Consider the following 23,202-nt stretch of genomic DNA (forward strand, 5'->3'; position numbering starts at 1 on the left):
CACCGATCCAAAACATCTTGGCAACCACGCCGCGTCCGGCTAGACACGGGGCCATGACCAAGACCGTATGCATCATCAACTGCTGCATTATCCGCTGACATCGTCACGCGGGCCGGTCTTTTCGTTTCCTCTCATCCTCGAAATCGCCTAAGCCCGCCGCGGCTGAGTGCGTGTGCGCGAAGGAAACGACATGACCGAGATCTGGCTCCACAACACCCGGACACGGAAGAAGGAGCTTTTCGAGCCCCTGACCCCCGACAATGTGCGGATGTATGTCTGCGGGCCGACCGTCTATGACCGGGCGCATCTTGGCAACGCGCGGCCCGTGGTGGTGTTCGACGTGCTCTACCGCCTGCTGCGTCATGTCTACGGCGCGGACCACGTGCGCTATGTGCGGAACTTCACCGACGTGGACGACAAGATCAACGCCACCGCGCTGGCGCGGAAGGAGGCGGGGGCCGAGGGCTCGCTGGAAGACCTGATCCACGAGCGCACCGAAGAGACGATCGGCTGGTATCTGTCGGACATGGCCGCGCTGGGCGCGCTGGAGCCCACCGACATGCCGCGCGCGACCGGCTACATCGCGCAGATGATCGCGATGATCGAGGGGCTGATCGCCGGGGGCCACGCCTATGCCGCCGAGGGGCACGTGTTGTTCCGGGTGCGGTCCTACAAGGCGTACGGCGGGCTGTCGGGGCGGTCGGTCGACGACATGATCGCGGGCGCTCGGGTCGAGGTCGCGCCCTACAAGGAGGACCCGATGGACTTTGTCCTGTGGAAGCCGTCTTCGGACGACCTTCCGGGATGGGACAGCCCTTGGGGGCGGGGGCGTCCGGGCTGGCACATCGAGTGCTCGGCCATGTCCTACGAATTGCTGGGCGACAGCTTTGACATCCACGGCGGCGGCAACGACCTGATGTTCCCGCACCACGAGAACGAGATCGCCCAAAGCTGCTGCGCCCATCCGCAGGGCGGCTTCGCGCGGTTCTGGCTGCACAACGAGATGCTGCAGGTCGAGGGGAAGAAGATGTCGAAATCGCTCGGCAACTTCTTCACCGTACATGACCTGCTGGAACAGGGCGTGCCGGGCGAGGTGATCCGCTTCGTGTTTCTGGGGACGCATTATCGGCGGCCGATGGACTGGACCGAGAAGAAGCGGGGCGAGGCGCAGCGGGAACTTGAGCTGTGGGCGAATATCATTTCGGTTGATCCGGAAGTTTTGGATGCCGGGGTTGATCGAAAGCTCGTGGACGGCGAAATCGTTGCAGCGATTGCGGACGACCTGAACACGTCGCTGGCGCTGACGAAATTGCGTGCGCTGGCGCGGTTCATAGACAATGGCAGTGAGTTCCTGCAGCTTTCCCGTAACGAGCAGTTCACGAAAAGGAAGGTATTCGTCGCCTCCGCTGACCTACTTGGTTTCGATGTGATTCAGATGGCGCGTGCGGCGAAGCAGCGGCGCAGTACGCCCGATCTGGAGCACTTTTCGCTGTTGCTTGCACATGCCCGGATTGAGGCGAAGGAAACGAAAGACTTCTCAGAGGTCGATCGGCTCAAGACTGCTTTCGTCGATGCGGGACTTGAGGTCCGGATGAGTAAAGACAGCATCGAACTTGTGCCGACGCCCGATTTCGACGCCGCCAAGCTGGAGGCGCTGAAATGACCGTTGTGTTTGAGACCAAGGGCGGCGCCCGGCCCGTGGGTGGGCGCAGAAGCGCCCGCCCTGGGGGGCGGGTCGGGCGCTGCCCGGCGGTGCCGGGCGGGAGTACCGCCTTGGGTGCTGGGCGTTTCGATAGCGGGAGGGGGGCTGTCTGCCCCCCGCTTGCCTGCGGCAAGCCCCCCCGAGGATATTTGCAGACCAAAGAAGGAGCCGGGGCATGACGAAAGAGCGGCTCTACCTGTTCGACACCACCCTGCGCGACGGGCAGCAGACGCACGGGGTGCAGTTCTCGTTTCCCGACAAGGTGGCGATTGCGCGGACGCTGGACGATCTGGGTATCGACTATATCGAGGGCGGCTGGCCGGGGGCGAACCCGACCGACAGCAGCTTCTTCGCCGAGCGGCCGAAGACGCGGGCGACCTTCACCGCGTTCGGGATGACCAAGCGGGCCGGGCGGTCTGCCGAGAACGACGAGGTGCTGGCGGGCGTGATCAACGCCGAGACGCCGGCGGTGTGTCTTGTCGGCAAAACGCATGATTTCCACGTCACCACCGCGCTGGGCATCACGCTGGAGGAAAACGTCGAGAACATCCGCGCCTCGGTCGCGCATCTGGTGAAGCTGGGGCGCGAGGCGCTGTTCGATGCCGAGCATTTCTTCGACGGGTACAAGGCGAACGCGCCCTATGCGCTGGACTGCCTGAAGGCGGCTTATGACGCCGGGGCGCGCTGGATCGTGCTGTGCGACACCAACGGCGGCACGCTGCCGGGCGAGGTGGCGAAGATCGTGGGCGAGGTGATCGCAAGCGGCATTCCCGGCGATCACGTCGGCATCCACACCCATGACGACACCGGCAACGCGGTGGCCAACACGCTGGCCGCCGTCGACGCGGGCGCGCGGCAGATCCAGGGCACGCTGAACGGGCTGGGCGAGCGCTGCGGCAATGCGAACCTTGTGACGCTGATCCCGACGCTGTTGCTGAAGGAGCCTTACGCCAGCCTCTACGAGACCGGGGTGAGCGGCGCGAAGCTGCCGGGGCTGACCCGTGCGTCGCGGGCGCTGGACGACATCCTGAACCGGGTGCCGCTGCGGAGCGCACCCTACGTGGGCGCCAGCGCGTTCGCGCACAAGGCCGGGCTGCATGCCAGCGCGATCCTGAAGGATCCGACGACCTATGAACATATCGACCCCGCGGCGGTGGGCAACGCGCGCATCGTGCCGATGTCAAACCAGGCGGGCCAGTCGAACCTGCGCGCGCGGCTGTCGGACATGGGGCTGGAGGTGGAGAAGGGCGACCCGGCGCTGGCGGCGATCCTCGACGAGGTGAAGCGCAAGGAAGGCGAGGGCTACTCCTATGACAGCGCGCAGGCGAGCTTCGAGTTGCTGGCGCGTAAGGAACTGGGGCTGAAGCCGAAGCTGTTCGACGTCGAGCGGTACCGGGTGATCTCGGAACGGCGGCGCAACGCCAAGGGTCAGATCGTGGTGGAGTCCGAGGCCGTGGTGACGATCTCGACCCGCGAGGGGCCGCGTACCAGCTATTACAAGAACGACCACGCCAGCGACATGATGGACGACGGTCCGGTCAACGCGCTGTGGCAGGCGCTGAAGTCGGACCTCGGGCCCTACCAGGACGGGGTCGCTGACATGCGCCTGACCGACTTCCAGGTGCGGATCACAAACGGCGGCACCGAGGCCGTCACGCGGGTCATCATCGACTTCCAGGACGACGCCGGCCGCGACTGGTCGACAGTGGGTGTTTCCGCCAACATCGTTGACGCGAGTTTCGAGGCGCTGTTGGATGCGATCAACTGGAAGCTGATCCAAGGCGGAGCTGCATGAGCGACCCGATCCTGACGTTGTATCAGGGGCTGGAGCGATTGGGACCGGGGGCGCCGGAAGACGTCGCCTGGGCCGCGCACGTGGCCGACGTGCCTCCGGACGCGCGGATCTGCGATGCGGGCTGCGGCACCGGCGCGGACATCCCGGCCTTGATGGCGGTGGCGCCGGTCGGGCATGTGACGGCGGTGGACGAGGCGAAGCTGTTCATCGACGAGGTTCTGGCGCGCTATGGCACCACCGTCCGCGCCTATGCCGGCGACATGGTGAAGCTGAAGGGGCCCTACGATTTCATCTGGTCGGCGGGGGCGGTCTATTTCCACGGCGTCACGAAGGTGCTGCGGGCGTGGCGGCCGGTGCTGGCGAAGGGAGGCGCGGTGGCGTTCTCGGAGCCGTGCCTGTTCACCGACACGCCGTCCGAGGCCGCCGTGGCGTTCTGGGGCGGCTACACGCCGCTGACGGATGCGGCGGGCATCGCGAAGCAGGTCGGCGCGGCGGATTACGAGGTACTAGCTACCCGGCGTGTGTCGGACGCGGCGTGGCAATCCTATTACGGCCCGCTGGCCGAGCGGGTCGAGGCGCTGCGGCGCAATGCCGATCCGGCGCTGGCGCTGGTGCTGGACGAGGCGGCGACAGAGATCGCTGCGTGGGAGACGGTGCGCGGCGAGACGGGCTATCTGCTGAGCGTGGTCCGCCCCGCATGAGCCTTCAGGCCTGCGCCGATCTCGTGCGGCAAAGCGACCCCGACCGCTTTCTTGCCGCGATGGCCGCGCCGGTGGCGGCGCGCGAGGTGCTGTTTCCGCTTTATGCCTTCAACGTCGAGGTGTCGCGTGCGCCGTGGGTCACGGCCGAGCCGATGATCGCCGAGATGCGGCTGCAATGGTGGCGCGACGTGCTGGGCGAGATCCGCGCGGGCGGGCCGGTGCGGCGGCACGAGGTGGTGGATGCGCTGGCGCCGGTGCTGGACGGCGCGGCGTGCGACCTGCTGGACGCGCTGATCGAGGCGCGGCGGTGGGACATCTATTCCGAGCCTTTCGAGGATGCCGAGGCCTTCGACCGGCATATCGGCGCGACCTCGGGCAACCTGTTCTGGGTGGCGGCGCGGGCGCTTGACCCGTCCGCGGACGAGGCGGCGGTGCGCGGGCGCGGCTGGGCCGCCGGGCTGGCGAACTGGTTTCTGGCGGTGCCGGAGCTGGAGGCGCGGGGCCGGATGCCGTTGCCGGACGGGCGGGCGGACGCGGTGCGGGACTGGGCGGAGGACGGCTTGCGGCGGCTTGGCGCGGGGCCGGTATCGCGCGGGGCGCGACCGGCGGTGCTGGCCGCGTGGCGGGCGCGGGGGGTGCTGAAGCGGGCGGCGGCGGACCCGGGCCGGGTGGCCGCGGGCGCGCTGCGCGAGTCAGAGTTCCGGCGGCGGTTTTCCCTGTTGCGGGCGACGTTTACCGGCTGAGGCTCAGGCGTCTTTCGGGCGCATTGCCAGCCAGATCAGTGCACCGCCCGCGAGCACCAGGAACGGCGCCATGGCAAGGTTCACCGCCGTCCAGCCGTCCTGCGGCGTGCCGCCCGAGCAGTTCATCAGCCCGCCAGAGGCCAGCGACGCGACGGTGACGCAGCCGAACACGATCATGTCGTTCATGCCCTGCACCCGGCCGCGCTCCTCGGCGGTATGGGCGCCGGCCAGCATGGTGGTCGCGCCGATGAAGCCGAAGTTCCAGCCGATGCCCAGCAGCACCAGCGCAACGAAGAAGTTGCCGAGGTCGACCCCGGCCAGACCCACGCCCCCGGCGGCGGCGAGGATCAGAAGCCCGGCGGCGACGATCTTCTCGACCCCGAAGCGGGCGATCAGGTGGCCGGTGAAGAAGCTGGGCGCGAACATCGCCAGCACGTGACCGGTGACGACGTCGGCGGCGTCGTTCTGCTCGAAGCCGCAGCCGACCACGGCCAGCGGGGTCGAGGTCATCACAAGGTTCATCAGCGCGTAGGACACCATCGCGCAGATGATCGCCACGGCGATGCGCGGTGTCGTCAGCAGTTCCCACCGGGTGCGGCCCTTCGGGGCGTCGGCGGCGGGCGCGGGCGGGCGCGGGATGTCGAGGAACAGGAACAGGACCGAGCCGATCACGTTCACCGCGATGACGGCCAGGTAGGTGCCGAGGAACGGCACCACCAGCGCGGTGCTGGTCGCCTTGACGATCTGCGGACCGATCACGGCGCTAAGCAGGCCGCCCGCCATCACGAAAGAGATCGCCTTGGGCCGGAACGCATCGGACGCGGTGTCGGTGGCGGCGAAGCGGTAGAAGCCCTGCGCCGACATGTAGACGCCGGTAAAGGCGGAGCCCACGAGGAACAGCGTGAAGTTCTGGTTCAGCAGCCCCAGCGCGCCGATGCCGCCGCCGATGGCGCCGCAGGTGGTGCCCAGCCAGAACCCGGCGCGGCGGCCGAAGCGCTGCATGACCGCCGACATAGGCGTGGCCGACAGCATCGAGAACAGCACGATTAGCGAGATCGGCAGCGTTGCGAAGCAGGGGTTCGACGCCAGTGATTGCCCCGCCAGCCCGCCTAGCACGAAGATCATCGGCATCTGCGAGCCAAGGACGGCTTGGGCCGCGACAAGGATCACGACGTTGCGCTTGGCGCGGCGGTCCTGAGGACTGTCGGGGGATTGGGCGAGATCGGTCATGTCCAATCCAGTAGACCCCGCGTCTGGGAATGGGAAGGGCTAGGCTGCGTCGATCAGGTGCGCGAAGGAGCCGCAGGCGCGGCCCTCGATCAGGCCCATCGGGGGCAGCGCGTTGCCCTCGGCGTCCCATGCGTCGAACAGTGGGGTGCCCTCCGCCGAGACGGTGGTGGCATAGTGAAACTCGTGCCCCCGGTGCGCGCCCTTGAACGGGCCGGTGCGGGCGGTCAGCTGGCGGTAGCCGAGGTGGCGTTTGCGCTGGGCGAAGCTGGTGTGAAGCCGCAGCAGCCCGGCCATCCGGTGCGTGGTTCCGGTGGCGTCGGTCAGGTGGTCGCCCATGACCATGTAGCCGCCGCATTCTCCATATATGTCAGTATGCTGCGCGGCATACTTCAGGCTTTTCAGAAAATTCGAGGCGTTGGCGATGCGGTCTGCGTGAAGCTCGGGGTAGCCGCCGGGAAGATAGACGCGGTCGGCGGGTGGGACGGGCTCGTCCGCGAGGGGTGAGAAGAAGGCAAGCTCGGCGCCGGCGGCAGTCCAGCCCCGCAAAAGATGCGGGTAGAGGAACGAGAACGCCTGATCCCGCGCGATGGCGATGCGGCGGGGCGCTTGCGTGCGGGCCGGGACCGGCTCGTTGGGCAGAGGCCGGGCCAGCGCGGTCAGGCGGTCGAGGTCGATGCCCTTTGCCACCGCGTCGGCGGCGTGGTCGAGGAAGGCGTCCAGCGCGGGGTGTTCGCGGGCCTGCACCAGACCGAGGTGGCGTTCGGGCAGCGCGAGTTCGGCGTCGCGCATCAGTGCGCCCAGCAGGGGAATGCCCGCCTTTTCAAGCCCGTGCGCCAACATCGACAGGTGGCGCGGGCTGCCGACGCGGTTCAGGATGACGCCCGCCACGCGCACCTTCGGGTCGGCATGGGCGAAGCCAGCCGCAAGCGGGCCCACGGAATGCGACATGCGGCCCGCGTCGATCACCAGCACCACCGGAAGGCCCAGCATCCGGGCGAGGTCGGCGGTCGCGCCCTTGCCCTCGGGCGGTGCGCCGTCGAACAGGCCCATCGCGCCCTCGACGATCAGCAGCCCGTCGCCCTGCGCCAGCGCGCGCACCCGGTCCGGGGCCATCGCCCATGCGTCCAGCGTCATCGACGGCGTGCCGCAGGCGGCTTCGTGGAAGGCGGGGTCGATGTAATCGGGTCCGGACTTGGCGCCGCGCACCGGGGTTCCGCGGCGGCTGAGCGCGCGCAGAAGGCCCAGCGTCAGGGTGGTCTTGCCGCTGCCAGACGCAGGCGCGGACAGGATCAGGCCGGGCACGGATTGTCTTTCGGAAGCAATGCGCTGTGCATCGAAGCTCAGGCGGATTCGGCGGGCTTGCCACGACCCAGCGGATCAAGGTTGCGCGGCGTCTCGCCCGCTTCCAGCGCCTGCCAGTCCAGCACCTGCCGCATCAGCACGGAGCGGCCGACGCAGATGATCGCGGGCGGCTCCATGCCGGAGGCGGCGATGTCGGCTTCCATGGTGCCCAGCGTGGATTCCAGAACGGTTTGCGCGGCGGTGGTGGCCGAGGTGACGACGGCGCAGGGCTCGGACGCCGGGCGGCCCGCGTCCAGCAAAGCGCCGGTGATGCGGGCGATGTGCTTCATGCCCATATAGATCACCAGCACCTGCGAGCCTTTCGAGATCGCCTGCCAGTCAAGGCTGCTGGGCGTCTCTCCCGACTGGTCGTGGCCGGTGACGAAGGTGACCGACTGGTTCACGTCGCGGTGGGTGACGGGGATGCCGGCATAAGCCAGCCCGCCGATCCCGGCGCTGATGCCGGGGATGATCCGCACCGGCACGCCGTGCTGGATCAGCGTCTGCGCCTCTTCGCCGCCGCGCCCGAACACGAACGGGTCGCCGCCCTTCAGCCGCAGCACCCGCTTGCCCGCACGCGCGAGTTCGACGAGATGCAGCGAGATATCGCGTTGTTTCGCCGAGGGTTTTCCGCCGCGCTTGCCGGCGTAGACGTGTTCGGCCTGCGGGGCCCAGCTCAGGATGCCGGTCTCGACCAGTGCATCGTAGACGATGACATCGGCCTGCTTCAGCGCGTTCAGCGTATGCAGCGTGACCAGCCCCGGATCGCCCGGACCCGCGCCGCACAGCCACACCCATCCGGGCTTGAGCTCGGGCCAGTCGTGGGCGGGAAGGGCGGGTGAATCGGTCATGACCCTCGTTATGCCTCGCGTGCGCGGTCCGGGAAAGCGTGGATTGGCGGCGCGGCGGGGCGGGCCTATAGTCCCGGCGGCGCGCGCGACGGGCGCGCGGAGGAGCAAACGGAAAGATGGATCTGGCGGAATGAAACTGTTGCTGCTGGCCGGAACGGGCGAGGCGCGGCGCATCGCCGAGGCGTTGCCGGGGATCGCGGGGGTCGAGGCCGTCGCCTCGCTTGCCGGCGGCACCCGTGTGCCCGCGCGGATGCCGGTGCCGGTGCGGTCGGGCGGGTTCGGCGGGCGGGAGCGTTTCGTCGACTACCTGACGGGGGAAGGCATCGGCGCGGTGCTGGACGCGACGCATCCCTTTGCCATCGACATGACCCGCCGCACCGCCGGGGTCTGCGCCGAGATGGGGCTGCCCTATGCGCAGGTGTTGCGGCCGGGCTGGGAGCCGGGGCCGGGGGACCGCTGGACCTTCGTCGACCGCGAGGAAGAGGTGGCCGGGCTGGTGCCCGAGGGGGCCACGGTGTTCCTGGGCACCGGGACCAAGGAGCTTGACCGCTTCGCCAACCTTCAGGGGCGCGAGGTGATCTGCCGCCGGATCGAGACGCCGGGCGCGCCGTTTCCGTTTCCCGGCGGGCGGTTCCTGCAAGGCAGGCCGCCGTTCAGCGTGGCAGAGGAGAAGGCGCTGTTCGCCGAGTTGGGCGTTGACTGGCTGGTGGTGAAGAACTCGGGCGGCGACGCAAGCCGGTCGAAGCTGGACGCGGCGCGCGTGATGGGGCTGCCGGTGGCGCTGATCAACCGGCCCGCGCAACCCGACGCCATCCGCTTCGAGACCGAGGCAGAGGCGCTGGACTGGATCAGGGGGCTGTCATGATCGGTCGGATCATCGAGACGCCGGATTGCGTGGCGGAGGGGGCAGAGTACCTTGCCCGGATCGAGCCCCGGTTCGCACGGGCTTTGCAGCAGACCGGGCCGCTGCCGCTGCGCCGCAAGAAGGACGGGTTCGAGCCGTTGCTGGCGGCCATCGTCAGCCAGCAGGTCAGCGTGGCGGCGGCGAATGCGATCTGGACCCGGCTGAAGGCGGCAAAGCTGACCGGCCCGCGCAAGATCCTGTGGGCCACCGACGACGACCTGCGCGCCTGCGGGCTGTCGCGGCAGAAGATCCGCTATGCCCGCGCGCTGGCCGAGGCGCGGATCAACTTCGGCGACCTTCGCGGGGTGCCGGACGAGGATGTCGTCGCGACGCTGGTCGAGGTGCCCGGCATCGGGCGCTGGACCGCCGAGATCTACGCGATGTTCTCGCTGGGGCGGGCCGATGTCTTCGCGCCCGCCGATCTGGCGTTGCAGGAATCCGCGCGCATGCTGTTCGAAACAGAGGCACGTCCGACCGAGAAACAGCTTCGCGTCATGGCAGAGCCGTGGGCGCCGTGGCGTGCGGTTGCGGCGCGGCTGCTGTGGGCCTACTACCATGTGGCCAAGGACAGGGAAGGGATCCGGTAATGCGCGAACTGGAAAGCGGACGCCGCGCGGCGGCCTCGGGGCAGACGAAATCGGTGGTCGTGTTCCTGCATGGCTACGGCGCCGACGGCAACGACCTGCTGGGGTTGGCCGATCCGCTGGCGCCGCACATGCCGGATACCGTCTTCGTCGCGCCGAACGCGCCCGAGAAGTGCGTCAACAACCCGTTCGGTTTCCAGTGGTTCCCGATCCCATGGCTGGACGGCTCGTCCGAGGCGGCGGCCGCCGCGTCGATGGCGCAGTCGGTCGAGGATCTGAACGGCTTTCTCGACCGGGTGATCGAGGAAGAAGGCATCACGCCCGCGCAGCTTCTGCTGCTGGGCTTCTCGCAAGGCACGATGATGAGCCTGCACGTGGCGCCGCGCCGCGACGAGGCGATTGCCGGGGTCGTGGGCTTCTCGGGGCGGCTTTTGCACCCCGAGACGCTTGAGGCCGAGGTGAAGTCGAAGATGCCGATCCTGCTGATCCACGGCGATCAGGACGAGGTGGTGCCGCCGCAGTCGTTGCCCGAGGCGGGCAACGCCCTGCAGGCCGCGGGCTTCGAGGTCTACGCTCATGTGATGGAAGGCACCGGCCACGGGATCGCGCCTGACGGGCTGTCGGTGGCGCTGGCCTTCATGCGCGAGCGGCTGCCGGGATAGGTCCGGCGGGCCTGTGACAATATCCGCACGACGAATTTCGCTTTGAAGAACCGGACTTTGTCCGGTGCCGCCGCTACGGCATACTGCGCGCAAAACAATACTCGCGTGTGGAGCAGTCATGCGTCGAACCCTTTCCAGCGTCCTTCGCCGCGGCGCCGCCCTTCTGGCGCTGTCCACCGGCCTGACAGGCATAGCGCAGGCGCAGCCTTTCGAGCCCGAATTCGCCCCGCTTGAGACCGGCATCTTCGACATGCCCGGCATCGCCGTGGCGGCCACCATGCCCAAGGGCACGTGGCACGGGCACATCGGCCAGCTGTTCGCCGACCGGGGCAACGCCGGCGGCACCGGCAAGCAGCTGTATTTCTACGGCGCGGATGTCGCGCTGACCGACCGGTTGCAGTTCGGTGTCGAATACACCCGCCATTCGGACCCGGCGATCATCGGCGGTATCGACGGCAAGCTGGCGTTTCAGGCGGTCAGCTTCCACGGCAAGTACAAGATCGCCGAGGTAAACGGCTTCACCGTCTCGGCGCGGGCGGCGGGGGGGTATTTCTACTTCTCGTCGGATTACTACGACACCAACACCGACGGCCACGACCAGTGGGCCGCGTCGTTCTACGTTCCCGTCAGCTACGAGATGTCGCCGCGCCTGACCTTCCACGTCTCGCCCGGCGTCAGCGTTTTCCCGGACCAGTTGAAGGGCAAGGACTTTTACGGCGTCGTGCCCAGCGTCGGCGCGGGCGCGACCTTTCAGGCGTCGCGGCGGCTGGCGTTCTACGGCAACGTGAACGTCCCGTTCGGCGACAACGGCAACACGGTGATGACCGACGGCTCGGTCAAGAACGTGCCGGTTTGGACGGTGGGCGGGCGCTATCTCGTGTCGCCGCAGGTGGCGCTGGACGTCTACCTGACCAACGGCTTCGGGACCACGCCGCTGACCGAGATACAAGCCTTCATCCCGGATGGCGAAGAGCCGGTGCTGGGCTTCCAGATGAACTATACCCCCGGCCACGCGCCGAACTACCGGGCGAACTATCGGGGCGTCCGGCCGCTGACCGACCGCGAGCGGCATTTGCAGTTCCGGGGGCTGACGCTGGCCTCGGCGGATACGCTGGACCCGGGCATGTTCCTGTTCACCGGCAGCTATGGCACCGACGACAACGCCAGCTTCGGCGGCGTGTTCGCGCCGACCTACGACATGGAGATCGGCTATTACGTCGAGCGCCTGTCGGACGACGGCAGCCGCGGGCCGGACCGCACCGTCGGTCGCGATCGCGAGGAGCGCTACATGGCGGTCGGCAAGCTGCGGTTCATGGATCAGAACAACGGCAGCCCGTTCTCCTTGTCCGCGAACGTGCAGGCGGGGCGCGAGTTCAAAAGCCGGTTCGGCGTGTTCTACGCAAGCCTTCCGATGTCCTACAAGTTCGCCAACGGCCTGGCTTTGACCGCCGAACCGAAGGCGGCGGGCTACAGCGACGAGCGGCTGATGGGTCTTGGCCTTGGCGCCAACTACGAGCTGTGGCGCGGGCTGGAGGTGATCGCCGAGGTGACGCCGATGACCGGCGGAGACGCGGCGACGTGGTCGCTGGGCGCGCGCTATCACCTGCCGGACACGCCCGTCAGCTTCGAGGCGCAGGCGACCAACACCATCGGCAACTACGGTGTCGGCACGATGATTGCGCAGGACGAGATCCGCTATTCCGTCGGCATGAACGTCGCGCTGGACGTGGGGCGGTTCTGGGAACGGCTGTTCTGATCGCCTGAGGGCCGGGGCCGGGCGCTGATTGCGCTTGGCGTCGACGCCTTTCCCGTGCGGCAATCTCTGTTTCGCCGGTCGCGTGCGCGGACCGGCGGTCTGCCCGTTTTTGATCTATCTCAACGACCGATGCCGTCTTCCAGCCCAAGCTTCCCTTACGTAATCCTGGGAGGAGGGATTGGTGATGAACAGACTGTTGATCTGCACGGCGGGCCTTTGTGCCTTGCTCGCTCCGTTGCCCGTCATGGCGCAAGACCGCGAAGTGGAGCTTGGTAAACAAGAGTACCTCGTCGCCTGTGCCGGGTGTCACGGAGAAAGCGCGATGGGTGACGGACCCATTGCCGGCCTTTTGAACGTATCCACCCCGAACCTGTTGGAACTGTCGCAGGCGAATGACGGCGTCTTCCCCTTCGAGGCCGTCCTGACCACCATTGATGGAACCGGTGGCGCAAGGGCGCATGGCAGCACGATGCCGATCTGGGGCGAGCGCTTTCAGACCTCGGCGATGAGCCAGCGTGGCGAGACGGCGGACATGGTGGCGATGGGGCGCATACTGTCGCTCGCCTATTACCTGCGTTCGATCCAGCAATAGGCACGGCCGTTCGACCGCTCCTTTGGAAGAAGGCAACGATGTGTGAGACGCAGCAGCGCTGGCTTGCAGCGGTGACGTTCGCCATCGCCATTGGATCGGCCGCGGTATCCGGCGCGGCCGATCCGGTGCTTTGCGACGATCCGGGCTTCCGGGTCGACGCAGCGGATGTGTCCGAGCAAGACGTGGTCTGCGCGGCGGCTGCGGATGCCCGCAGGGCGCTTGAAACATGCGGCCTTGCCCAGACCGCACCGATCACGATCGAGGTCGTCGACAGCCCCATTCACAATATCGGCCAATGCCTTGCGGCTTTTGATTGCGAACGGGACCGTATCCAGATCATCGGGCGGACCCTGCTGCGTAAGTACCTTGAACCAGAGGATGCCTATGCCGCGTTGCCGGACGACGTGGTCTTTCGCTCGCTGCTCACGCACGAGATGGCCCACGCGTTTGTCAGCCAGATGTCGGGGGATCGAAGGATCGCGCCCGTCGACCACGAGTATATCGCCAACGCCCTGGAGCTGAAGGCGCTGGCGCCCGCCGACCGCTATGTGCTTCTGGATGCCGTCGACCTAGAGCCGCCGATCACTGCCGGAGAGATCAACATCTTCATTTACGGGATCGCCCCGCGCCGGTTCGCCGCTGCGGCTTATCTGTATTTCGAAAATCACGGCTGCGAGACGATTGCGGGCATCCTTGATGGCTCTGCATCGTTTCGGGTCGAAGAATAGGCGGATGCGTTGGAACCTCGCGACGCGCCGGGCGCCGCCTGCCGCCGCGCAAGCTGGTCGGCACATGCCCCGGGCGAAGTGGCGGGCCTTGATGGCATCGCAGCATCGGTCACGCGCGCCCGCCCTGAACACCGTTCCTTTTGACCGGGCGCCCTGCGGTGTGGCATCCTTGGAAGGCTCGGGAGGGGCGAGAGGTGGGCACGGCGAACGAGGTGAACAAGCGCGAAGGTCTGGACGCAGCCGAGATCGGGGCGATTGCACATCTTTATCGTGCAGAGGTCTACCGCTCGACGCTCTGGCGCACGCGGCTGGACACGACGACGAACTGGGCGGTCGTCACTCTGGGCATCGCCCTGTCGCTTACCTTCGCGTCGCCAAACGCCTCGGCGCTACCGCTGGTCCTTGTCGGCGTGCTGCTGCTGTTCTTCCTGTTCCTCGAAGCCCGCCGTTACCGGTTCTTCAACGTCTGGCGCGCCCGGTGCCGCTGGATGGAGACGCATTTCTACGCGCCGATGCTGAACGACGGCGATCTGCATCTGGAAGAAGACTGGCAGAAGACGTTGGCGCAGGACTACTGGCGTCCGAAGTATCACATCGGGCTGATGGTGGCGGTCGGGCGGCGGGTGCGCAGTTCCTACCTGTGGCTGCTGCTGATTCAGGGGCTGGCCTATGCGGGCAAGCTGGTGGTCCACCCGACGCCCGCGCAGTCCGTGGGCCAGATCGTCGAGCGGGCGGTGGTGGGACCGATCCCCGGCGAGATGATGATCGGGCTGGGGCTGGTCTATGTCGGCCTCAGCACCGCCGTCGCGGTGTGGAGCCTTCTGTACGACCGTAAACGCGCCCTTAGCAGGGGCGGCGGGCGGGGCAGCAGCATGGGCTGAAAGCGCCGCTGCGGGGCTTCCTTTTTCCGGCGATTCGAACCGTTCCGAAGCTGCCCGCTTCTTAGGCGGCACGAAGGTTCGAAATGTCATATGCCTGTCGTTTTGCCGATTTAACCAGTCCGCAGCGGTACTGCATCTAGCGGGACTTGCCAGGTCGGTAACGCCATATATAGTCAACGTGTAGCTGGGGCGGTTTTCCCCGCTCTGGTGCCACGAAAAATGGGCAGACCGGGCGGAGACGGAGTCGCAGAATGACGGCGGATTTCAGGACGAGTTTCGTAAGGGAGCCGAACTCCCTCAGGCATCATCCCGCGTTGGTGCTGAACGCGGACTACCGTCCGCTTTCCTACTACCCCCTCTCGCTGTGGCCGTGGCAGGAGGCGGTGAAGGCGGCCTTCCTCGACCGGGTCGACATCGTCGCCGAGTACGACCAGGTGGTCCGCAGCCCCTCGACCGAGATCCGAATACCGTCGGTCGTTGTGCTGAAAGATTACGTAAAACCTCAAAAGCGCGTGGCCTTCACGCGCTTTAATCTTTTCTTGAGGGACGAATTCAGCTGCCAGTACTGCGGCGCGAAGGGCGATCTGACCTTCGATCACGTGGTGCCGCGCGCACGCGGCGGCGTGACAAGCTGGGAGAACGTGGTCGCGGCCTGCTCGCCCTGCAACCTCAAGAAGGGCTCGAAAAGCCTGCGCCAGCTTGGCATGAGCCTGCGCAAAACACCGCGCCAGCCGGGGGCCGAAGAGCTGCGGAACATGGGCCGGCGGTTCCCGCCCAACCACCTGCACGACACCTGGATCGACTTCCTGTACTGGGACGCCGAACTGGAGGCCTGATTCCCTCTTACCTTGTCCGTCCGGCTTTGCTAGAAGCGCGCCCGTGCGGGTGTGGCGGAACTGGTAGACGCACCAGATTTAGGTTCTGGCGCCTTTGGCGTGGGGGTTCGAGTCCCTTCACCCGCACCACTTCTCTTCGATCACCGGTTCTCTGCCCAACAGGCCGCGACGTGTCCGCCGCGGCCTTGTGGTTTCTTCAAAGGAACTTGAAGCCGAAGATTTCCTTCAGTCCCGACAGCACGAAGGTCGGCAGGGCGGCGAGGAACAGGCAGCCCAGCAGGATGCGGCCGGACAGGCTTTCGGTGCCCAGAACGAAGTGGCCCGCCGGCGAATAGACCGCGAGCGCCGACAGGGCGATCGCAAGACCCACCGCCATCAGCAGCTTTGGATTGCCGAGCGGCGATTTGCGGAACAGCGTCGTCGTCGTCCGGGCGTCGAAGATGTGCCACATCTGGGCGAACATCAGCGTCACGAAGGCCATCGTCTGCGCGACAGGCAGGCCAAGGTCGCGCCCCAGCGCCCAGTAGAAGGCATAGAAGCTGACCCCGCCCACCGCGAGGCCGCGGATAAGGATGCGTTCCTTCATGCCGCCCGAGAACAGGTCCTCGTTGCGGCCACGGGGCGGGCGGTTCATCACGTTCTCTTCCGCCTCCTCGAAGCCAAGCGCCAGCGCCGGGATCCCGTCCGAGACGAGGTTGACCCACAGGATCATCAGCGGCGCCAGCGGCACCAGCGGGTCAGAGCCCATGAGGATGAAGGCGAACAGGATGGTCGAGACCTCGGCCACGTTCGCGGTCAGCGCCTGCCGGATGAATTTCAGCAGGTTGTCGTAGATCCGGCGGCCCTCGCGGACGGCCCTGACGATGGTGGTGAAGTTGTCGTCCAGCAGCACCAGCGCGGCGCTGTCCTTGGCGACGGACGTGCCGGTGATGCCCATCGCCACGCCGATGTCGGCGGTGCGCAGGGCAGGGGCGTCGTTCACCCCGTCGCCGGTCATCGAGGCGACGTCGCCGTTGGCCTGGATCGCGTTCACGATGCGTAGCTTGTGCTCTGGCGTGACGCGGGCAAAGACCGCGGCATGCGGCGCGATGGCCTTCAGTTCGGCGTCGGTCATCCGGTCGATCTCGGTCCCGGTGTGGACGGTCTGTTCGTCCGTGGTCTTGATGCCGATGCTTTCGGCGATGGCCTGCGCGGTGACCGCGTGGTCGCCGGTGATCATCACCGTGCGGATGCCGGCGGCGGTGGCGTCGGCCACGGCGGCGGCGACCTCGGGGCGGGGCGGGTCCATGATGCCGTGGATGCCCAGCAGGCAGATGTCCTGCTCCGGGTTCTCGGGGTCGAAGGTGCCGTCCTCGGCGCGGCGGAAGGCGACGGCGAGGGTGCGCAGGGCGCGGCTGCCGAAGTCCTCGATCACCGCGTTGACCCTTGCGCGCATCGCGTCGTCCAGCGGGCGGGCCTCGCCGTCGATGTAGATCTCCTTGGCGCGGCGCATGATGACGTCGGGCGCGCCCTTGGCGGCCAGAAGCTTCACGCCATCGGGCATCCGCACGTGGACGCTCATCATCTTGCGGGTGGAATCGAAGGGGAAGGCCTGCAGCGTCTCGACGTTCTGGTCCTTCAGGCCCTGACGGCTGACGCCCACCTTGGCGCCGGCGACGACCAGCGCGCCCTCGGTCGGGTTGCCCTGCACCGCGGGGCGGCCGTCGACCTCGGTCAGGACCGCGTCGTTGCAGTAGACCGACACCTCGAGCATGTGCAGCAGGTCTTCTTCCTCTGCCATGACGGCGGCGTTGCCATCGGCGTCAAGGAATTCTCCATGCGGGTCGAAGCCTTCGCCCGAAACGGTCCACGTCTTGCCGCCGGCCCAGCAGCGCATCACCTGCATCTGGTTCTGGGTCAGCGTGCCGGTCTTGTCCGAGCAGATGACCGAGGTGGTGCCCAGCGTCTCGACCGCCGACAGCTTGCGTGCGAGCGCGTTGTTCGCGGCCATCCGCTGCGAGCCGAGCGTCAGCACGATGGTCACGATGGTCGGCAGACCCTCGGGGATCGCCGCGACGGACAGCGAGATCGCGGTGTTCAGCATCTCGGTCGGGTCCATGCCGTGAAAGATGCCGATGCCGATCACCACGGCGACCACGAAGAGCGCGGCGGCGATCAGGATCTTGGACAGCTTCTCGATGCGTTCCTGAAGCGGCGTCTTCGGTTCCTCGGTGGTGGCCATCATATGCGCGATGTGGCCGACCTCGGTCGCCATGCCGGTGGAGGTCACGATGCCTTCGGCGGTGCCGTTGGTCACCTTGGTGGACATGAAGCCCATGTTCAGCCGGTCGGCGAGGGTCAGGTCCGGATCGTCGATGGCGAGGGTGTGCTTGTCGACAGGCTCGGATTCGCCGGTCAGCGCGGCCTCGTCGACCGCAAGGCGCGCGGCTTCGGGAAAGCGGACATCGGCGGCAAGGATGTCCCCGGCCTTGAAGCGCAGGATGTCGCCCGGAACGATATCCGAGGCGGGGATTTCGGACCACGTGCCGTCGCGTTTCACGAAGGCTTGCGGCGCGGCCATTTCCTTGAGCGCGGCCAGCGAACGGGCGGCGCTGTATTCCTGGTAGAAGCTGATGACGGCGTTCAGCAGAACGATGACCGCGATGGCGATCGCGTCGACCATGTGGCCGGTGTAGGCCGAGATGCCCGCGCCGATCATCAGAATGATCAGCAGCGGGTTCTTGAACTGCATCAGGAACAGGACGATCGCGGGCGTGGACTTGCCCTCGGCCAGCCGGTTCGGGCCGACTTCGGCCAGCCGCGTCTGCGCCGCCTGCGCGCTGAGGCCCGACGAAAGGTCGCTTTGCAGGGCCGCGGCCACAGCTTGCGTTTCGGCTGTCCAGGGGGTGTCGGGGGCGCGGTCCTTCGCCGCAAGCACGGGCGCCTGCTGGTTCATCGTCTTATCCTTCCATTCTTGCGCGGACCGGCCCCTTGATGCGGGGCCGGACCGGTCGTCAGCCGGGAACCTTGACCAGTTCCGTGGCCGCCGGATCGACCGTGGTGCCCGTCTCGCCGCGCAGGGCGGCGGACACGTCCTTCAGGGCGCAGATCACCGCGGGCTTGCCGCTGGCGCGGGCGAAGTCCTGAGCTGCCTTTACCTTGGGACCCATCGAGCCCGCTGGGAAGTCGAAATCGTCCATCATGTCCGGCGTCGCGCGCCGGATCGCGGTCTGCTGCGGCGTGCCCCAGTCCAGGAACACCGCCTCGGCATCGGTGGCCACGACGAAGACGTCGGCCTCGATCTCGGTCGCCAGCAGCGACGAGCAGAAATCCTTGTCGATGACGCATTCCACGCCGGTCAGTTTGCCGTCCTTGTCGTACATCGTCGGGATGCCGCCGCCGCCGGCGGCGATCACCACCGCGCCGTTGTCCAGCATCCAGCGGATCGGGCGCACCTCGAAGATGCGCTTGGGCTGGGGCGAGGGGACCACGCGCCGCCACTTGTCGCCATCGGGCTTGATCGACCAGCCTTTCTCGGCGGCGTTGGCCTTCGCCTCGGCCTCGGAATAGACCGGACCGATGAACTTGGTCGGGTCCTGAAAGGCCGGGTCGTCGGGGTCGACCTCGACCATGGTCAGCACCGTCGCGAGCGGTTTCTCGAAGGGCAGAAGGTTGCCCATCTCCTGCTCGATCATGTAGCCGATCATGCCCATGGTCTCGCCCACCAGCACATCCAGCGGGTATTCGTCGACTTCGGTATAGGCGGCCTCCTGCAAGGCAAGAAGGCCGACCTGCGGGCCGTTCCCGTGGGTCACGACCAGTTCATTGTCCGCAGCGAGAGGCGCAAGCGCCTCGGCCGCGGTGCGGACATTCTCGCGCTGGTTCTCCGCCGTGAGCGCCTGCCCACGGCGAAGGAGCGCGTTGCCGCCAAGGGCCACAACGACGCGCATGGGTCAGGCCCCCAGCGTCGCGACGAGGATCGCCTTGATGGTGTGCATCCGGTTCTCGGCCTGTTCGAACGCGATGTTCATCGGGCTTTCGAAGACCTCTTCGGTCACTTCCATCTCGGTGATGCCGAACTTCTCGGCGATGTCCGCGCCGACCTTGGTGTCGGTGTTGTGGAAAGCGGGCAGGCAGTGCATGAACTTGGCGTTCGGATTGCCGGTCTTCTTCATCAGGTCCATGTTCACCTGATAGGGCGTCAGCAGCTTGATGCGTTCGGCCCAGACCTCTTTCGCCTCGCCCATCGAGACCCAGACGTCGGTGTGCACGAAGTCCACGCCCTCAACCGCGTTGATGTCGTCGGTGATGGTGATCCGGGCGCCAGTCTCGGCGGCGCGGGCCTTGGCCATTTCGATGACGTCGTCGTGGTTCTGGTTCGCTTTCGGCGCGATCATCCGCACGTCCATGCCCATGATGGCGCCCAGCATCAGCAGCGAGTTGCCCATGTTGTTACGGGCGTCGCCGAGGAAGGCATAGGAAATCTGGCTGCGCGGCTTGTCGGCATTCTCGACCATGGTCAGCATGTCGGCCAGCATCTGCGTCGGGTGCCAGTCATCGGTCAGCCCGTTGTAGACCGGTACGCCCGCGAAGTCGGACAGTTCCTGCACCATGTCCTGACCGGCGCCACGGAATTCGATGGCGTCGAACATGCGGCCCAGAACGCGGGCGGTGTCCTTCATCGACTCCTTGTGGCCGATCTGGCTGCCCGACGGATCGAGATAGGTGATGTGCGCGCCCTGATCGTGGGCCGCCACCTCGAAGGCGCAGCGGGTGCGGGTCGAGGTCTTTTCGAAGATCAGGCAGATGTTCTTGCCGTCCAGTGCCTTCTGTTCGGACCGCGAGTATTTCGCGCGCTTCAGGTCGCGGGCGAGGTCCAGAAGGTAAAGCATCTCACGCTGGGTGAAGTCGGAAATCTTGAGGTAGCTACGACCCCGGAGATTGAAAGCCATGGTAATTACTCCCGTAAATAAGGGGTTGGGTCAGAAAGCGGGATCGCGGGACAGGGGGCAGGTCATGCAGTGACCGCCACCTCTGCCGCGGCCGAGTTCCTGGCCGTTGATTTCGACGACGTCGATACCGGCGTCGCGAAGTTTCTTGTTGGTGAAGGTGTTGCGCGAGTAGCCGACAACGACCCCCGGAGACAGGGCGACCACGTTGTTGCCGTCGTCCCATTGTTCGCGTTCGGCCTGGAATTCGTTGCCCCCGGTCGAGATCACGTCGAGCGACGAGATGCCCATGACCTCTTTGTAGGTGTCGAACAGAGACCCCTTGTCGGGCGTGATCGAAAGCTTGCCGCCATCGCCCGGACGGGCCGAGAAGCAGCGCACCTGTTCGGCGACTTCGAGATAGGCGGTGACCTTGTCGACCTCGAGGCACGAGAAGACCGTGTCGAGGTGCATCGCGGCGCGCGACTTGGGCATGACGCAGGCGACGACGCGTTCCGCGCCGCCCTTGTCGAACAGCGCCTGCGCAACCTGCGTGACGGCCTGCCGCGTGGTGCGTTCGCCCATGCCGATCATGACGGTGCCATTGCCCACGGGCATGACGTCGCCGCCTTCCATCGAGGAATGCTGGAAGTTCTCGTCGCTGTCGCCCCACCAGATCTGGAAATCCGCGTCGCGGAACATCGGGTGGAACTTGTAGATCGTGCGCTGGAACATCGTCTCGGGCTGGCGGGCGGGCCAGAACATCGGGTTCACGGTGACGCCGCCGAAGATCCAGCAGGACGGGTCGCGCTGGAACTGGGCGTTGGGCACGGCGGGGATGATGAAGTCGGTGTGACCCATCACGGTCGCCGCGGTCTCGCGCATGCCTTTCTCGGGCAGGTCATCGACGATGATGCCGCCCATCAGTTGCCACGCAAGATCCTTCGGGGCCATCTCGTCCAGCCAGGGCCGCATGTCGCGGGCAAGGCCGGGGCCGCAGAGGTTCGGAGTGATCAGCCGGTCCAGCAGGAAGGGCCGCGCATCGTCGGTCTTTTCAAAGGCTTCGGCCAGCAGGTCCTGGATGTCGAACACCTCGACACCGCGGGTTTGCATCTCGTGGACGAAATAGGCGTGGTCCTTGCGGGCTTGCTCGACCCACAAGACATCGTCGAACAGCAGCTCTTCGCAATTGCGCGGGGTCAGGCGTTCATGCGCCAGCGACGGGCGCGACACCATGACCTTGTTGAGTTTTCCAACCTCGGAATAAACACCAAATTTCATTGTACTGGGTCCTGTCTTAAGAAACGGGGCTGCGCGCGGGCCCGGCGCTAATGCCGGGCCGGGCCTGCGCCGGCCCTGCGAAGGTGTGGGGCTCAGGTCAGCAGCGCGCCGACGCTGAGAAGGATCATGATGAGCACGGCCAGCCCGATCACGAGCGGCAGCACGAACCGCAGCCAGCGGTCATAGGACACCCGTCCGATGGCCAGCCCGCCCATCACCACCGCGAAGGTGGGGTTGAACAGGTTCACGAGGCCGTTCGCGGACTGGTAGGCCGTCACCACGAGATCACGACCGACGCCGGCGAAATCGGCCATCGGCGCCATGATCGGCATCGACAGCGTCGCCAGCCCCGAAGACGAGGGCACCAGGAACGACATCAGAATCTGGATGAAGAACATCGCGTTGATAAACAGGAACTCGCTGAGTCCCGACACGAAGCCTTCGGCAGAGAACAGGATGGTGTCGGTAATCCGGCCCGCATCCATGATTACGACCACGCCGCGCGCCACCCCGATGATCAGCGCGACCCCCAGAAGGTCCCGCGCGCCATCGACGAAAGTGTCGACGAATGTCTTCTCATCCATCTTGGTATCGGCATCGAACTTTGCAACCACGTAGACGACGATTGCCATCGCGAGGAACAGGCCGGACATCTCGCCCATCCACCAGTCCAGCGCCACGACGCCGAAGATCATCACCGCGAAGGTCAGGCCGAACAGTACTAGGATCAGCGACCGGACGCCGGTCAGGGCAGGCAGGACCTCGCCCTCTCCTTCGCCGGATTTCAGGAAATAATTGCGGTTTTCCTCGGCCATGTCGGCCACGATAGACCGCGACGGCTCGGCTTTGACGCGCTTGGCGTAGCGCATGACGTAGAAGATCCCAAGCGCCAGTCCCGTGGCAAGGATCACGAAGCGCAGGACGATGCCTTGCGTAAACGGAATACCCGCCCCTTGCGAAGCGACAACGGTGGCGAAGGCGTTGAAGGTGGACCCGAGGGTGCCGATGCCCGCGCCCAGCATGATCACCGCGACGCCGGTCAGCGAGTCATAGCCCGCGCGTATGAACACCGGGATGATCAGCGCGTAGAAGGCCAGCGTCTCTTCCGCCATGCCATAGCTGGTGCCGCCAAAAGCGAAGGCGATCATCAGGATCGGGATCATCAGGATCTCGCGGCCCTGCAACCGGTTCAGCAACGCGCCGATGCCCGCGTCGATGGCGCCGGTGTGTGTCACCACCATCAGGAAGCCGCCGATCACGAGCACGAAGATCGCGACGTCGATCGCCGCGCTTGAGGCCGAGCCAAGAAGGCTGGGGTCATACATGCCTGCGATCGGGGCGAGAATGACGTCGACGATGCCCTGCGGATTGGGTTCGACCAGTTCGTAGGTACCCGGAACCGGCGCGGCAGAGCCAAGCGCCTCGTTCATCTCGCGTTGGTATTCGCCGGCCGGAATGATCCACGTCAGTATTGCGACGACGGCGATCAGTGCGAATAGAATGGTAAAGGCCGTCGGAAATCGAAATTTCGACATATCTGTCCCCCATCAAATATACATCTGAGACGCATCTTTTGCGGGGCACTCACTACGCTGGGTTTCATAACAATAATCCCGTGCGCTCGTAATAATTTTAATAGATTAATCATGATTCGAGAATGCGACAATCTAAAGCAGTTTGGTTCGACCTTGGGCGTGGCAGGGTTGTA

General features: G+C 66.3%; 20 protein-coding genes and 1 tRNA gene. 13 read left to right on the forward strand and 8 right to left on the reverse strand.

Going from position 1 to position 23,202, the window contains the following annotated elements; all coding sequences use genetic code 11:
• Nucleotides 1-190: 190 nt before the first annotated feature.
• The 4 genes from cysS (at nt 191) to ACP156_RS04805 (ending at nt 4,941) form a co-directional block, all read left to right on the forward strand.
• On the forward strand, nt 191-1,663 hold the full coding sequence (gene cysS / locus ACP156_RS04790; protein ID WP_425050162.1) for a cysteine--tRNA ligase: 1,473 nt from the start codon (nt 191-193) through the stop codon (nt 1,661-1,663).
• A 214-nt stretch (nt 1,664-1,877) separates the two neighbouring features.
• Nucleotides 1,878-3,497, forward strand: a complete 1,620-nt coding sequence (gene cimA / locus ACP156_RS04795) for a citramalate synthase (RefSeq protein WP_425050163.1) — start codon at nt 1,878-1,880, stop codon at nt 3,495-3,497.
• The gene (locus ACP156_RS04800; protein ID WP_425050164.1) at nt 3,494-4,198 is read left to right on the forward strand and encodes a class I SAM-dependent methyltransferase; all 705 of its coding nucleotides are present in this window, start codon (nt 3,494-3,496) and stop codon (nt 4,196-4,198) included. Before cimA ends, ACP156_RS04800 begins: the two co-directional genes overlap by 4 nt.
• Nucleotides 4,195-4,941 carry a squalene/phytoene synthase family protein gene (locus ACP156_RS04805; RefSeq protein WP_425050165.1) on the forward strand — a complete coding sequence of 249 codons (747 nt, stop codon included), beginning with the start codon at nt 4,195-4,197 and terminating at the stop codon, nt 4,939-4,941. Before ACP156_RS04800 ends, ACP156_RS04805 begins: the two co-directional genes overlap by 4 nt.
• A 3-nt stretch (nt 4,942-4,944) precedes the next feature.
• On the opposite strand, the gene ACP156_RS04810 is transcribed toward ACP156_RS04805, so the two are convergent.
• The 3 genes from ACP156_RS04810 to cobA are packed head-to-tail and all read right to left on the reverse strand — an operon-like array spanning nt 4,945 to nt 8,363.
• On the reverse strand, nt 4,945-6,171 hold the full coding sequence (locus tag ACP156_RS04810; RefSeq protein ID WP_425050167.1) for an MFS transporter: 1,227 nt from the start codon (nt 6,169-6,171) through the stop codon (nt 4,945-4,947).
• 39 nt (nt 6,172-6,210) lie between these two features.
• Nucleotides 6,211-7,473 carry a cobyrinate a,c-diamide synthase gene (locus tag ACP156_RS04815; protein WP_425050168.1) on the reverse strand — a complete coding sequence of 421 codons (1,263 nt, stop codon included), beginning with the start codon at nt 7,471-7,473 and terminating at the stop codon, nt 6,211-6,213.
• A gap of 38 nt (nt 7,474-7,511) precedes the next feature.
• A complete protein-coding gene (gene cobA, locus ACP156_RS04820) occupies nt 7,512-8,363 on the reverse strand; it encodes a uroporphyrinogen-III C-methyltransferase (RefSeq protein ID WP_425050170.1) in 852 nt (283 codons plus the stop codon).
• A 130-nt stretch (nt 8,364-8,493) separates the two neighbouring features.
• Between cobA and ACP156_RS04825 the strand changes: the two genes are divergently transcribed.
• From ACP156_RS04825 to ACP156_RS04865, 9 genes are all read left to right on the forward strand, one after another.
• Nucleotides 8,494-9,228 (forward strand): cobalt-precorrin-6A reductase, encoded by a 735-nt coding sequence (locus ACP156_RS04825; protein WP_425050171.1) that lies wholly within the window; start codon nt 8,494-8,496, stop codon nt 9,226-9,228.
• On the forward strand, nt 9,225-9,854 hold the full coding sequence (locus ACP156_RS04830) for a DNA-3-methyladenine glycosylase family protein (protein WP_425050172.1): 630 nt from the start codon (nt 9,225-9,227) through the stop codon (nt 9,852-9,854). The genes ACP156_RS04825 and ACP156_RS04830 overlap by 4 nt, the downstream gene beginning before the upstream one ends.
• Complete coding sequence (locus ACP156_RS04835; RefSeq protein ID WP_425050173.1) at nt 9,854-10,513, forward strand: alpha/beta hydrolase; 660 nt, start codon at nt 9,854-9,856, stop codon at nt 10,511-10,513. Before ACP156_RS04830 ends, ACP156_RS04835 begins: the two co-directional genes overlap by 1 nt.
• Nucleotides 10,514-10,631: 118 nt before the next feature.
• Nucleotides 10,632-12,269, forward strand: a complete 1,638-nt coding sequence (locus tag ACP156_RS04840; protein ID WP_425050174.1) for a hypothetical protein — start codon at nt 10,632-10,634, stop codon at nt 12,267-12,269.
• 322 nt (nt 12,270-12,591) lie between these two features.
• On the forward strand, nt 12,592-12,861 hold the full coding sequence (locus ACP156_RS04845) for a hypothetical protein (protein WP_425050175.1): 270 nt from the start codon (nt 12,592-12,594) through the stop codon (nt 12,859-12,861).
• Between the two features lie 38 nt (nt 12,862-12,899).
• On the forward strand, nt 12,900-13,589 hold the full coding sequence (locus tag ACP156_RS04850; protein ID WP_425050176.1) for a DUF6639 family protein: 690 nt from the start codon (nt 12,900-12,902) through the stop codon (nt 13,587-13,589).
• Nucleotides 13,590-13,783: 194 nt separating this feature from the next.
• A complete protein-coding gene (locus ACP156_RS04855) occupies nt 13,784-14,470 on the forward strand; it encodes a DUF2270 domain-containing protein (protein ID WP_425050177.1) in 687 nt (228 codons plus the stop codon).
• A 251-nt stretch (nt 14,471-14,721) separates the two neighbouring features.
• Entirely contained in the window at nt 14,722-15,306 is a 585-nt protein-coding gene (locus tag ACP156_RS04860) for an HNH endonuclease (protein ID WP_425050178.1), read from the forward strand.
• 45 nt (nt 15,307-15,351) lie between these two features.
• A tRNA-Leu gene (locus ACP156_RS04865) sits at nt 15,352-15,435 on the forward strand.
• Between the two features lie 67 nt (nt 15,436-15,502).
• On the opposite strand, the gene ACP156_RS04870 is transcribed toward ACP156_RS04865, so the two are convergent.
• The 5 genes from ACP156_RS04870 to ACP156_RS04890 form a co-directional block, all read right to left on the reverse strand.
• The gene (locus tag ACP156_RS04870) at nt 15,503-18,241 is read right to left on the reverse strand and encodes a cation-translocating P-type ATPase (RefSeq protein WP_425050179.1); all 2,739 of its coding nucleotides are present in this window, start codon (nt 18,239-18,241) and stop codon (nt 15,503-15,505) included.
• Nucleotides 18,242-18,299: 58 nt separating this feature from the next.
• Nucleotides 18,300-19,235: a carbamate kinase gene (gene arcC, locus ACP156_RS04875; protein WP_425050180.1), complete on the reverse strand. Its 936-nt coding sequence runs from the start codon at nt 19,233-19,235 to the stop codon at nt 18,300-18,302.
• A gap of 3 nt (nt 19,236-19,238) precedes the next feature.
• On the reverse strand, nt 19,239-20,237 hold the full coding sequence (locus ACP156_RS04880; protein ID WP_425050181.1) for an ornithine carbamoyltransferase: 999 nt from the start codon (nt 20,235-20,237) through the stop codon (nt 19,239-19,241).
• Nucleotides 20,238-20,267: 30 nt separating this feature from the next.
• The gene (locus ACP156_RS04885) at nt 20,268-21,494 is read right to left on the reverse strand and encodes an arginine deiminase (RefSeq protein ID WP_425050182.1); all 1,227 of its coding nucleotides are present in this window, start codon (nt 21,492-21,494) and stop codon (nt 20,268-20,270) included.
• Between the two features lie 92 nt (nt 21,495-21,586).
• Nucleotides 21,587-23,029: a YfcC family protein gene (locus ACP156_RS04890; protein ID WP_425050183.1), complete on the reverse strand. Its 1,443-nt coding sequence runs from the start codon at nt 23,027-23,029 to the stop codon at nt 21,587-21,589.
• Nucleotides 23,030-23,202 lie beyond the last annotated feature (173 nt).

The organism is Psychromarinibacter sp. S121 (assembly GCF_049801035.1).
Taxonomy (GTDB): domain Bacteria; phylum Pseudomonadota; class Alphaproteobacteria; order Rhodobacterales; family Rhodobacteraceae; genus Psychromarinibacter.